Origin of the sequence: Cohnella nanjingensis, from assembly GCF_014212125.1 — a bacterium.
Taxonomy (GTDB): domain Bacteria; phylum Bacillota; class Bacilli; order Paenibacillales; family Paenibacillaceae; genus Cohnella; species Cohnella nanjingensis.
The window spans coordinates 99,458-111,205 of record NZ_JACJVP010000043.1; the positions used below are offsets into that span (position 1 = coordinate 99,458).

Genomic DNA, 11,748 nt, shown 5'->3' on the forward strand with positions numbered 1-11,748 from the left:
GTTCAGCTTCCTCTTTCCGTAAAGTAGGCTAGCGAATCTCCATGTTCGCGTATATAGTCGTTCAGCATGCGCTCGGCCAAATCGTCGCTAGGAACCAGCGGGTGGCTCGCGAGCGCGGCGAGCGCCGTCTCGTAACAACCCGTCGCCGCCGCTTGGACGGTTAGGCGCTCGTAATGCTTGACCTGCCGGATCAGCCGCATCGCCGGTTCGGGAACGGGTCCCAATGGCAGAGGCCGCGGTCCGCCGCGATCCACCAGGCAGGCGACCTCCACGATGTCGTCGTCCTCCAAGCCCGCCAGCGTCCCGCGGTTCGGGACGTTCACGATCAGCTCCGTCGGCCGGTCGCCGTGAATGGCCGTGATCACCGCCAGCGCCAAGCCGGCATAGCCTTCGTTCTCGTAGATGGCTGCCTCCATCCCAGGTCCCGCTTCGACGTTCGACTCGCCAGAGGCACGGTTCCAGCCGTTGTTCGCTCCGCTACCGGTTGAGAGATCCGGCCGTTCATTCGATCCGCCGGCCGCAGCTGAGTCGGGTCGGGCTGCCGATATTCCATCCGGCGCCGCAGCCGAGGCCGCCTGCCCGCTCTCGAGCTGCATGTAGCTGATCTGCCGCTCCTTCATGACCGCCGCGAAAGCTTCGAACGCCGCGTCCATCCGGCCTTTTCCCAGCTCCTCCTGCAAGCGGTCGATCAGCTGCCGGTTCAGCGCTTCGATCTGCTGTCCCCGCGTCCGCGTGCCGCCAAGGATGTGCCGGGTCGCTTCCTCCGGGCTGTAATAGTAATAGAGATACTCGTTCGGGATCAGCCGCAGCGCGCGTATGCGCTCGGGACTGAAGCAGGCCATGTGCGGACTGGCGGCGACGAAGGCCTCGTAACGGTCGATCAGATCGTCCAACCGTTCGCGCCCGTCCAACCGGATCGCGTCGATCCACCCCAGATGATTCAGGCCGAAGTACCGGATCGCGATATCGTCCGGCGCCGCCTTTAGGTAGCGGGCGATATCCAGCTTGAGCGAGGAAGGCGCGTCGCAGATGCCGATCGCGCGGATGCCGGAATGACGGTGCAGCGCTTCGGTGATCATAGAGGCCGGGTTGGTGAAGTTGACGACCCAGGCGTCCGGCGCTTCCCGCTCGATGATGCGCGCGTAACGCAGCAGGACGGGGATGGTCCGCAGCGCCATCGCGAATCCGCCGGGGCCGATCGTCTCCTGTCCGAGGATGCCGTAGCATAGGGGTACCCGTTCGTCGATGACGCGACCGGCGTCGCCGCCCTCCCGGATTGCAAAGTATACGAACGCTGCGCCGCGCACCGCCTCCGCGACATCCGTCGTCAGCTCGACTTCGAAAGGGGCGTTCCCCCGACGCGCCGTCTCCGCGATCATGCTGCCGATCGTCGCAAGCCGCGTTTGGGAGATATCTTGAATATGCAGCACGCGGATCGGGAGAAGCGCATGCTGTTCGATGAGCTTACGGACGAACCCGAGCGTCCGAACCCCGGCTCCGCCGATGATCGTGAGCTTCAAGCCATCCCTCCTCATAACCGACTTATTTCATAGGAATATCCAAATTTTAAGCGATAACGGGCGCGGCCGCTAACGATCCTTTGACAAAAACATTAGATATTTTTACTTTTTTGGGTTGCGCCTACTTTAAAGGGGGAGGTGGGCGGTACTGCCTCAATGAACGGCCCGCGCGAGAGAGCGTCCGATTCGCTTCGCACATCGCAAGAAGCCGGCCCCGATGACGATCGGAGCCGGCTTGTTGGTATGGCGTGCCTGGGCGCCGGGCGGGAATGCAAGATCTAGCGCAAGGTGGGAAGGACGAAGAAGAGGAAAACGAGGAGCACGATGACGCCGCTGATCCGGCTGAACAGCAAATAGCCTTCGCTGGGCTCGGACTCGCCTTTGACCGCCCAGCCGTATCGCATATACCAGCCGAAGCGAGGATAGATAATATTCACGACCGCGATGGCGATGAAGAGAATGGCGAATAAAAACATGCGCATCAGCTCCTTTATCTGTTCATACGCATGCGATTCTCGATTGTTCCGCAGAAGGGGCGAGTCTTTGTCGTCTCTCCAATAAAAAAGGAACTGCTGTCCGCAGTTCCGGTGTGCCGGGTTAGATCGGCATGGTCCAGACGATCTCAGCAATCCGCACGCATGCCTGGTGGGAGTGGAGCTGGACGAGGACATGATCGGGCTTGACGTCCAATATCGTTCCTTCCAATCTTCCGCGCGTCGTCTCGAAGACCACACAGCGGCCCATCAGACGTCTTAGCGCTTCTACTACGTAAGGGTCGACCAACGATACGGATTGTACATGCATCGGATTGTACATTGCCAGCATCACTCCTCGGAATAGGTTCGAGGCCATTATATGCGGATGCCTATTGCCCGGCATAGGCGTTCGTCCCTATTCGCCGACGCCCGCGGCGTTTTGCCGACCGATCCCGAAAGCGATGAGCGTCCGGTCGGCTCTCCTCGGGCAGGGGACGCTAGTCCGGCCGCTGCCAGGTCTTGCGGAATGCCAGCGGCGTCTGATCCGTTCTGGCTTTGAACAAGTTGATGAAGTGGCTGACGTTGTCGATCCCGATCTGTTCGGCGATCTCGGCGACCGGGTGGTCCGAATACTTGAGCAGCTCCTTGGCCCGGGTGATGCGGGCTCGGATGATATACTCGCCGGGCGAAAAGCCGGTGTGTTTCTTGAACGCCTTGGCCAGATGATACTTGTCGACCGCAAGCGACTTGGCGAGGTCCGCCAGCGTCAGCTTCTCTGCGTACCGCTTGTCGATGAGTCGCAGCGTCTCCGAGACGTGACCGGGCATATCGGCGACCGAGGACTCGTCCCCCAGACCGGAGACGACGAGTTCGGTCAACAGCTCTACGATCGTCCGGGAGGCGAGAAGCTCGTTGCGCACGCTCTTGAAGCGGTGCATCTCGAGGAGCTCCAGCAGGAGGCGGGGAATTTGCGATTCGGACGCGAGTTGGCGGACCGGCTCTCCCCGGCGCGCGAATCGTTCATAGTAAGCGCGGACCGCCTCGCCGTTCAGGTGCGCCCAGACGAACGCCCAATCGGCCGTCTCGGCCGTCGCGTAATGCTGGTAATCCATGCAGTCGATAAAGAAGAGCTGTCCGGGAAGCAGCGCGTGCGTCTTGCTCCGGTAGGTCAACCGGCCCTGACCGGAGAGCGTATGAACGAGCAGGAACGAATCCAGGCGCTCGCGTTCGGTGTAGTAGGCGGGGAGCGCCCGGAATCGCCCGATCTCCTGGACGTACGGCAGCGCGGAGCGGACGAACGCCGAGGGCGTATGAATCAGACGGATCGAATCCGCCGTCCAGGCATGCTCCGCCCGTTCGCGGTAAGGGATCATGACCGTCATCCTCCCAACATTCTATGATTATTGTCCAAGAAAATGGGATGTATCCGGCGTTGAAAGCCTTTACGATAACAGTATCATTCTATTATTCCATAGTGCAAAGGATGGGTAAACATGAGCTTATTCCCGGCGTTAAAGCCGAGCAAGAAGCCGCGTATCGGCCTCTATTCGGTTGGCTTGCGCGCCTACTGGGAGCAATTCCCGGGATTGCGCGACCGTCTGACGGCATACGGCAAATTCATCGAGCGGCGGTTGTCGGCGTGGGGCGAGGTGTTCAACTTCGGTTTGGTCGACACGGAGAGCGAAGGGCGCCGGGCAGGCGAATGGCTGTCCTCGCGGCAAGTGGATCTGGTCTTCTGCCACGCCGCCACTTACTCGACGAGCTCTACGGTGCTCCCCGTTCATCAGATCTGCTCGGCGCCCGTTATCTTCCTCAACTTGCAGCCGACGGCGCGGATCAGCTACGAGCAGTCCACGACGGGCGAGTGGCTCGCGCACTGCGGCGCCTGTCCGGTGCCGGAGTTCGCGAACGCGTTTAACCGGGCCGGCATTCCGTTCCGCGTCGTGAACGGCCTGCTCGGGTTGGACCGCTCGCCGGACATCTCCCTGGCCGACGAGGCGACCGCCGGCCGGCCGGAAGCGGTCCGCGCCTGGCGGGAGATCGAAGCGTGGGCGCGGGCGGCCGCGGTGCCGCGCACCTTGCGCTACAGCCGCTTCGGCTTCCTAGGCAATACGTACAGCGGCATGCTGGATATGTACAGCGACTTCACGATGATCCAGGCGCAGACGGGACTCCACGTCGAGGTGCTGGAGATGTGCGATCTTGACCGGATGCTGCGGGCGGTGACGCCGGAGGAAGTGAAGGCGAAGTTGGAGGAAGTACGGCACATGTTCGTGATCAGCGGGGATTCGCCCAGCGATCCGATCGCGAAGCGTCCGACGGACGAGCAGATGGCGTGGTCATGCCAGGTCGCGGCCGCCCAAGAGCGGCTGGTGCGCGAATACGATCTGGACGCGTTGACCTACTACTACCACGGGGCGCCGGGCGGCGAGTACGAGAAGCTGCAAGGCGGGTTCATCGTCGGTCATTCGCTGCTGACCGCCCGCGGCATTCCCTGCGCCGGCGAGGGCGACCTGAAGACGAACGTCGCGATGAAGATCTGCGATATTCTCGGCACGGGAGGCAGCTTCTCCGAGATCGTCGTCGTGGACTACGACGACGAGACGATCCTGCTCGGCCATGACGGGCCTTTCCATATCGCGATCTCGGAAGGCAAGCCGATCCTGCGCGGCATGGGGCTCTACCACGGCAAGCAAGGAACGGGCGTGTCGGTGGAGGCCAAGGTGAAGACGGGACCGGTCACGACGCTGAATCTGACCCAGACGGGAGACGGCAAGCTGAAGCTGATCATCAGCGAAGGCGCGTCCACGGACGGACCGATCATGCGGATCGGCAATACGCAGACGCCGGTCAAGTTCCGGGAGCATCCGGATGGCTATATGGCCCGCTGGTTCGCCGAAGCGCCGACCCATCACTGCGCGATGTCGATCGGGCACAATGCTTCGCTGTTCCAAAAAGCCGCGGAGCTGCTGAAGATGGCGCAGGTGACGTTGTAATTCCCGCGACCCGTGCAGGCATTCGAAGCCCAAGTCTTGCCATTGCCTGCCTGACCGTCCCTTGTTCCCGGCATTCCTCCAAAATGTGCGATTCACGCTAGCGAATCGCGGATACGCCTGTCAGTCTTGTCTCATACCATGTAACATCATTAAGAAAAGGATGTGGATGAGATGTCATATAGCAGGAAAGGAAGCCGTACCGGCGCGGCCGCGGCGGGCGGTCGCAAACGCAGGCATCATAAACGTCATCGCGAACATCGCAGCCATAGGCATCATGACAGCAGCGAGGTTTTCCCGTCGACGGAGATCAATCATCCGGGTGAACACCCTTCGGGCGAACATGGCTTGAATCGCTCCGGCTTGAATCGCTCCGGCTTGAATCGCTCCGGCTTGAATCGCTCCGGCTTGAATCGCTCCGGCTTGAATCGCTCCGGCTTGAATCGTCCCGGCTTGAACCGCTCCGGCTTGAATCAATCTGGGTTGAATCGCACGGGCGTACTTCCCGCAGACGGCCGTTCGGGCAATAACCGTTCAGGCGCCTACGGCATAGAAGGGAACCGTCCCGAGCAGAACTTCGGAGGCGTACAAGGCCAACTTCCTTTCTGGGGACTGTTCTAATCCCGGTCCGCTAGACAAGTATATTCAAGCAGGAGCTGCCGATATTGGGCAGCTCCTGCTTGGTTATGCGGCACGCAATGCCAGGGGATCATCGCGGCGGCACGAGGCGCATCCGACCGCCTCACAAATCGCCGAAGGTCAGCCCCCAAAGCGCCTGTTCGCTGACGGACAAGGCGGTGGCTCCCGCGTTCAGCGCCTGAACGGCTTCCTCCTTCGTCTGGATCAGGCCGCTGGCGACCACCGGAATCTCGAGCTCCTCCGCCAATCGGCCGATCACCTTCGGGATGGCGCCGGGCATGATCTCCACGGCATCCGGATGCAGCGACCGCGCCAAGGCAAGGCCACTGGACAATGCATGGGAATCCAGAATGAACAAATGATAGATCGCATAGAGGCCGATGCGCTTCGCTTCCTTAATCAGATGGCTCTTCGGCGTGATGATGCCGTCGGCGCCGATCTGTTCGCGGAGGAACGCGAGGCTCTCTTTGTCGGTGCTGGACAAGCCGCGGATGAGGTCCAAATGAATGAACGCGCCCTTGTCTCTAGCCTTGGCGGCTTGGACCATATGCGACAATTCTCCCAACGCGCCTCCCATGATGAACAAGTTGGCCGCTTCGCTAGCCAACGCGTTCTCCAGCGCATCTTCGGAACGGATCGCCGCGATGACCGGACTTTGGGCCAAGCGATGCAGCAGCGTCAATTCGCTCTCCTCCTTTGCTTATTCCGCCGGCAGCAGCCGGATCACCCGATACCCACCTGAGAATCCGGCCTGCGTCACATACTGGCAGGAGCCGCGACCGAACGCATCCCGGTGGGCAAAGTGAACGTGGCCGCAGAACAGTCCGATCAGATTCCGATGGCGGTTGTCCCGCAACAACCGAACATAGGCCAGCGTGGCGTCCGTCGCTTTCTCGACTTGCCAATCCATCATCAACCGGTCGTCCCAGCCTTCGGCCGCCATCATGATCGGCGCACGCCATTCTCGCATCACATCGGACAGGAGAGAAGGAATGTAGAGGGGGATATGCATGAATAACAAGGTCGGCAATCCCCGCGCCAGCATGCGCTGGACGAAGGCCAGCTGTTCCTCCGTAATCTGGTAGGTACTGTTGTCGACGGCAAGCAGCAGCACGCCCTGGATCTCCCTGGCCGAGCAGGCCGGATTGCCGCCAGTCAGCCGCTCGAACTTCGGGTACTGTGCCTGGCGGGTCGACTCGCACCAAGGGAAGCCGGGGAATTCCCAGTCGTGGTTGCCGAGCGTGTATAGCCAGGGGATGCCGAGCGATTGCAGCTTCGCCGCCAGATGGTCCAGATTGTTCGCCGTTGCGCCATTGAAGAGATCTCCGGTCAGCGCCACGCCGTCAACCGACAACTCGCGAGCATAGGCCAGCGCTCGGTCGAAGTGCGTACGGGCAGCTAGCGCATCGAAGCTGTATTGGCGGTACGATTCCGCCAGTACGTCCGCGCCCTCCCGGCCATCCGTCTCGTTCATATGGCTGTCCGTAACATGCAGCAAGGTCACGGGAGCCGATAGGCCTGCGATGCGGATCACGGCTTGCTTGTCGCCCGGTGTTGGAATATGCTCAAATCTCATTCGTCAACGCCTCCCATCAAACGATATAGCGCGAGCAGATGCGGGACGGTCAAGTCCGCCCGGGACGTGTCGGCGTCGGATGCCAAGGCGGATGCCGCCTGCGAGCTTCGCAGCCAAACCGTGTACAGTCCGAGGGCTTTGCCGCCGGCGATGTCGGTGCCGTAGTTGTCCCCTACCATCGCCGTCTGCGCAGGCGAGGCTCCGCCCAGCGCCAACGCATACCGAAACAAATGGGGAGAAGGCTTGCCGATGTAGTCGGCGCGAACGCCGGATGCTGCCGCGACGGCGGCGACGAGCGCGCCTGTCTCCGGCACTTTGCGGCCGTCCTGTCCCGGATGGGATCCGTCGCCATTGGCGGCGATCAGCTTCGCTCCCTTCCCGACGGCATGCACGATCTGCTCCAATCGCTCGTACGAGAAGGCGTCGTCCAGCCCTATGACGATCGCATCAATCTCTGCATGTCCGTTCAGCGGATATACCGTATGGCCCGCAAGCCGGTGCGCCTGCTCGAACGCCGGACTGCCGGCCACGCTTAGGCGAAGCCGCCCATACCGCTCTCGCAGATACCGGCCAGTATAATCCGTCGCAGCTACGATATCGCTTGTCCGAGCATCAATTCCTAATCCCTTCAACTTGCCGCCAATCTCGCGCGCCGAGTGACGCGAATTATTCGTGACGAACAACACCCGGCGCCCCGAACCGCGAATGAAGTTCAGTACCTCCTTCGCCCCCGGCGCTGCACGAGCGCCGGCATACAGCGTGCCGTCCAGGTCGGAGAGCCAGACGGGAAAAGTAAGCTTTGGCACCGCAATCCTCCTTTCCGCCATGTCGTCGCAACGGACTGGACAAATCAAAAACTCCAAACGGAAAACAGGTGCGGAACGATGCCGCCTGCTGACCGTTTGGAGTTTCTCGCTCGTCACTCGCTCCAACGCGTTAGGAAGATTATACCTGATTATCGGCCGGCGAGAAAGTCTCGGCAGCCTCTTTTTTTTCGTTTTACTGGACGGAGACTTCGTTCTCCTGGATGCGCGCGCATCCGATCGGATGGTGGCGATCTTTTCGAGCGGGACGAATCCGGGAACGGCTAGGCTCGGCGCGCTTCGGCCGCCATTCGGAGACGACGACGCCGAGGAGCACCAGCGCGCCGCCCGCATAGCCCGCCATGGAGAGGTACTCGTTCTCGAAGAGGAGGCCGAATAAGGCGGCGAATACCGGCTCAAGGGCGAAGATCAGGCCGAGACGGGTCGGCGAGGTATACTGTTGGACGACCGTCTGCAGGATATAGCCGAGCGCGCTGCAGAAGACGCTGAGCACGACTACGGCGATCCAGCCCTTCGTCGAGCCCGGCAGGGTCGGCGTCTCGAAGAGACAGGAGAACGCCAAGCCGTAGGCGCCGGCGAAGCCGAGCTGCCAGATGCCGAGGTTCAGCGTATCGGTCCCTTTGGTCGCATGGCCGGTGATCAGGATGTGGACCGCATAGCAGAGTGCCCCTAACGCGCAGAGCGCGTCTCCGGGATTGACGCTGAACGGCAATCGCAGGGTGATCAGGCCGATGCCGACGATCGCGAGGACGACGCCGGCCAGCATGCGCTTCGAGATTTTTTTCCTTAAAAAGACGAATGACAGCAAGGGCACGAAGATGACCGTCAAGCTGATCAGGAAGCCGGCATTTGAGGTCGTCGTGAACCGCAGGCCGAACAGAACGCATCCGATGACGCCGAACAGGAGGAAGCCGAGCAAGGCCGCGTAGCGAATCGTACGGAAGTCGGTCGTGCGCAGACGCTTTGCGAAGAACGCCGCCGCGATCAGGAAAGCGAACCCGAACCGGAGCGCGATGAGGTTGAATTCGCCGAGGTCGCCCAGCCCCATTTTCATAAAGAGATAAGAAGATCCCCAGAACAGCGTCACGAGGAGCATGAGCATGTCGGCTTTGAACGGTCTCATGAAGTATCGATCATCCTTCTATGTTGCTTAATGTTGGCTACTGCTATATATTACAAGCGTGGAAAGTATAAGAAAAACGAATGTTTGTCATGTTATGCATGAGAACTGTTCATAGTCGCAGTACGGGACGGGAGAGGGACGCCGATGAGTCTCGCGAAGTATGAAGTGCTGTTGAAGGTCGTCGAGACGGGGAACCTGACGCGGGCGGCGGAAGCGCTGGGGTTCACCCAATCGGGCGTAAGCCACGCGGTTCACAGCCTGGAACGCGAATTCGGTTTCGGCCTGCTCACGCGGAGCCGGTCGGGGGTGAAGCTGACCGCAAACGGAGAGCGGGTGATCAAGTCCATCCGCGAGATCGTGAATTGGAACGAGCAGCTTAAGCAAGAGGTCGCCGCGGTTCACGGCATGGAGATCGGGACGGTCCGCATCGGCACTTTCACGAGCGTATCCGTCCATTGGCTGCCCGGCATCATCAAGCGGTACCGTAGAGACTACCCGGCCGTCGAGGTGAAGCTGATGGAAGGGGACTACCGGGAGATCGAGGACTGGATCGGAGACGGGCAGGTGGACTTCGGCTTCCTCTCGCTGCCGACGCGCGAAGGCTTCGACGCGATCCCGCTGAGCGAGGACCGGATGCTGTGCCTCGTGCCGAAGGAGCATCCGCTCGGCGAGCGAACGTCGATCAGCTTCGCCGAGCTGGCGGAGGAGGACTTCGTCATGCCGAAGGAAGGCTCGGATTACGACGTGAAGCGGGTGCTCCGCAAGGCAGGCATCCAGCCGAAGATCAAATACGAAGCGGCGGACGACCGCGCCATCATCGCGATGGTGGAGAACGGGCTCGGCGTCAGCGTGCTGCCGGAGATGGTCCTGCAAGCCCATCAGCATCATCTGTCGATGCTCGAGCTGGAGGACCGGAGCTGCCGGACGCTGGGCCTGGCGATGCAGGCGGTCAAGGACATCTCGCCGGCGGCCCGCAAGTTCAAGGAATACGCGCGCGCCTGGATCGATCAATGGGAGCAGTCGCGCGTCAAAAACGTCGGGGGAGGCCCATCCAATGGCTAACGATCAAGCAAGAGTATACCAAGGCGACAATCCCGTCATCCGGTACTTCGAGGACCTGTCCGCCATCCCGAGAAGCTCCGGACACGAGCAGGCTGCGAGCGACTTCGTGGCGCGGTTCGCGCGGGCGCGCGGGTACGAAGCGGTTCAGGACGAGACGTTCAACCTGATCATCCGAAAACCTGCTTCGCCGGGCTATGAAGCGGTGCCGCCGGTCATCGTGCAAGGGCATCTGGACATGGTGGGCGAGAAAAAGGAGGGCGTCGTCCACGACTTCCTCCGGGATCCGATCGCGCTTCGGGTGGACGGCGAATTCCTGACGGCGGACGGCACGACGCTCGGCGGGGACAATGGCCTTGCGGTCGCCTTCGCCATGGCGCTGCTCGACGCCAAGGACGCGGCGCACCCGGCTTTGGAGATCCTCCTGACCACGGAAGAAGAGACGTCGATGAAGGGGGCGCGGAAGCTCGACGTCGGCCTCTTGAAAGGGCGAACGATGATTAACCTGGACTCCGACCGGGAGGGGATCCTCTACGTGAGCAGCGCGGGAGGCGTTCGTGCCTATCACACGGCGCCGATCGTGTGGGAGGATGCCTCCGGGGCCGGAACCCCTTGCCGGGTGCGCATCTCCGGCCTCGTAGGCGGGCATTCCGGCGACGATATCGTCCACGAGAGAGCCAATGCCTGCCAGCTGCTCGGACGCGTGCTGGACGGTCTCCGGAAGCAGCTTCCCTACGAGATCGCGAAGGTAGACGGCGGCATGCAATCGAATGCGATTCCGCGGGAAGCGGAAGCGCTGCTCTATCTCGCAGAAGCGGATAGGGCCGCCGCGGAAGCGCTCGTGCAAGATTGGGATGCGGTCTTTCAAGCGGAATTCGCGCTCGTCGATCCCGGCGTCCGGGTCGAGCTGGCGTCCGGCTGGCCGGACGGAGCGGAAGGAACGTCCGGCGGGAAGCGCAAGTTCTCCGAAGCGTCCAAACGCGCGGCCGTCGACTCGCTGCTGCTCGTCCCGAGCGGCGTGATCCGGATGGACAAGGCGATCCCGGGACTGCCGCGGACGTCGACCAACGTCGGCATCGTCGCGACCAAGGAAGACGGCGTCCGGTTCGAGAGCCTGGCGCGAAGCTCGCTCCGCTCCGAGCTGGATTCGGTCGTAAGCCGGATGGAGGCGCTCGCCGCGGCGCTCGGCTGCGGCTTCGCGGCCAGCGACTACTATCCCGGCTGGCCGTACCGGATCGAATCGAAGCTGCGCGAAGTGTTCGAGGAGGTCTACCTGCGGGAGTACGGGCAGCCGATGGAGGTCAAGGCCGTGCACGCCGGGATCGAGTGCGGCATCCTGGCCGATCGAATCCCGGATCTCGATGCCGTCTCCTACGGCCCGGATCTTTACGACATCCACACGCCGGACGAGCGATTCCGCATCTCCTCCGTGGAGCGCACGTGGCATTTCTTGCTCCAAGTGCTGCGGGAGATCAAGTCCTAGCCGCGATATGGACGACAAAAAGACCGGCTGCGAAGAGGCCACTGAATAACTAACT

General features: G+C 61.7%; 12 protein-coding genes. 4 read left to right on the forward strand and 8 right to left on the reverse strand.

The window, feature by feature from the left end:
• Positions 1-2 precede the first annotated feature (2 nt).
• The 4 genes from H7C19_RS25555 to H7C19_RS25570 form a co-directional block, all read right to left on the reverse strand.
• Complete coding sequence (locus H7C19_RS25555; protein WP_185671913.1) at positions 3-1,520, reverse strand: family 4 glycosyl hydrolase; 1,518 nt, start codon at positions 1,518-1,520, stop codon at positions 3-5.
• Between the two features lie 278 nt (positions 1,521-1,798).
• Positions 1,799-1,996 (reverse strand): DUF6199 family natural product biosynthesis protein, encoded by a 198-nt coding sequence (locus H7C19_RS25560; protein WP_246469780.1) that lies wholly within the window; start codon positions 1,994-1,996, stop codon positions 1,799-1,801.
• A 121-nt stretch (positions 1,997-2,117) separates the two neighbouring features.
• Positions 2,118-2,336, reverse strand: a complete 219-nt coding sequence (locus H7C19_RS25565; protein ID WP_246469782.1) for a DUF2642 domain-containing protein — start codon at positions 2,334-2,336, stop codon at positions 2,118-2,120.
• Positions 2,337-2,493: 157 nt separating this feature from the next.
• Positions 2,494-3,369: a helix-turn-helix transcriptional regulator gene (locus H7C19_RS25570; protein ID WP_185671916.1), complete on the reverse strand. Its 876-nt coding sequence runs from the start codon at positions 3,367-3,369 to the stop codon at positions 2,494-2,496.
• 120 nt (positions 3,370-3,489) lie between these two features.
• Between H7C19_RS25570 and H7C19_RS35005 the strand changes: the two genes are divergently transcribed.
• Both H7C19_RS35005 and H7C19_RS25580 read left to right on the forward strand, forming a co-directional pair.
• Positions 3,490-4,992: an L-fucose/L-arabinose isomerase family protein gene (locus tag H7C19_RS35005; protein WP_185671917.1), complete on the forward strand. Its 1,503-nt coding sequence runs from the start codon at positions 3,490-3,492 to the stop codon at positions 4,990-4,992.
• A 171-nt stretch (positions 4,993-5,163) separates the two neighbouring features.
• A complete protein-coding gene (locus tag H7C19_RS25580) occupies positions 5,164-5,610 on the forward strand; it encodes a hypothetical protein (protein WP_185671918.1) in 447 nt (148 codons plus the stop codon).
• A 121-nt stretch (positions 5,611-5,731) separates the two neighbouring features.
• Here the strand turns inward: H7C19_RS25580 and H7C19_RS25585 are convergent, their stop codons facing one another.
• From H7C19_RS25585 to H7C19_RS25600, 4 genes are all read right to left on the reverse strand, one after another.
• Entirely contained in the window at positions 5,732-6,310 is a 579-nt protein-coding gene (locus H7C19_RS25585) for a glycerol-3-phosphate responsive antiterminator (protein WP_185671919.1), read from the reverse strand.
• A gap of 18 nt (positions 6,311-6,328) precedes the next feature.
• On the reverse strand, positions 6,329-7,204 hold the full coding sequence (locus tag H7C19_RS25590) for a metallophosphoesterase family protein (RefSeq protein ID WP_185671920.1): 876 nt from the start codon (positions 7,202-7,204) through the stop codon (positions 6,329-6,331).
• The gene (locus tag H7C19_RS25595) at positions 7,201-8,010 is read right to left on the reverse strand and encodes an HAD-IIA family hydrolase (RefSeq protein ID WP_185671921.1); all 810 of its coding nucleotides are present in this window, start codon (positions 8,008-8,010) and stop codon (positions 7,201-7,203) included. Before H7C19_RS25595 ends, H7C19_RS25590 begins: the two co-directional genes overlap by 4 nt.
• Before the next feature lie 193 nt (positions 8,011-8,203).
• Positions 8,204-9,151, reverse strand: a complete 948-nt coding sequence (locus tag H7C19_RS25600; protein ID WP_185671922.1) for a DMT family transporter — start codon at positions 9,149-9,151, stop codon at positions 8,204-8,206.
• Positions 9,152-9,295: 144 nt separating this feature from the next.
• On the opposite strand from H7C19_RS25600, the gene H7C19_RS25605 reads away from it, so the two are divergent.
• Positions 9,296-10,213, forward strand: coding sequence for a LysR family transcriptional regulator (locus tag H7C19_RS25605; protein ID WP_185671923.1), 918 nt, complete (start codon positions 9,296-9,298; stop codon positions 10,211-10,213).
• Positions 10,206-11,693 (forward strand): aminoacyl-histidine dipeptidase, encoded by a 1,488-nt coding sequence (locus H7C19_RS25610; protein WP_185671924.1) that lies wholly within the window; start codon positions 10,206-10,208, stop codon positions 11,691-11,693. The genes H7C19_RS25605 and H7C19_RS25610 overlap by 8 nt, the downstream gene beginning before the upstream one ends.
• Positions 11,694-11,748: the final 55 nt, after the last annotated feature.

What these genes read in the sequence shown, in the direction of transcription:
- H7C19_RS35005 (WP_185671917.1), top strand. Translation starts at nt 3,490, where the DNA reads ATGAGCTTATTCCCGGCGTTAAAGCCGAGCAAGAAGCCGCGTATCGGC.
- H7C19_RS25610 (WP_185671924.1), top strand. Translation starts at nt 10,206, where the DNA reads ATGGCTAACGATCAAGCAAGAGTATACCAAGGCGACAATCCCGTCATC.
- H7C19_RS25570 (WP_185671916.1), bottom strand. Translation starts at nt 3,369, where the DNA reads ATGATCCCTTACCGCGAACGGGCGGAGCATGCCTGGACGGCGGATTCG.
- H7C19_RS25590 (WP_185671920.1), bottom strand. Translation starts at nt 7,204, where the DNA reads ATGAGATTTGAGCATATTCCAACACCGGGCGACAAGCAAGCCGTGATC.
- H7C19_RS25600 (WP_185671922.1), bottom strand. Translation starts at nt 9,151, where the DNA reads ATGAGACCGTTCAAAGCCGACATGCTCATGCTCCTCGTGACGCTGTTC.
- H7C19_RS25560 (WP_246469780.1), bottom strand. Translation starts at nt 1,996, where the DNA reads ATGTTTTTATTCGCCATTCTCTTCATCGCCATCGCGGTCGTGAATATT.
- H7C19_RS25605 (WP_185671923.1), top strand. Translation starts at nt 9,296, where the DNA reads ATGAGTCTCGCGAAGTATGAAGTGCTGTTGAAGGTCGTCGAGACGGGG.
- H7C19_RS25565 (WP_246469782.1), bottom strand. Translation starts at nt 2,336, where the DNA reads ATGTACAATCCGATGCATGTACAATCCGTATCGTTGGTCGACCCTTAC.
- H7C19_RS25580 (WP_185671918.1), top strand. Translation starts at nt 5,164, where the DNA reads ATGTCATATAGCAGGAAAGGAAGCCGTACCGGCGCGGCCGCGGCGGGC.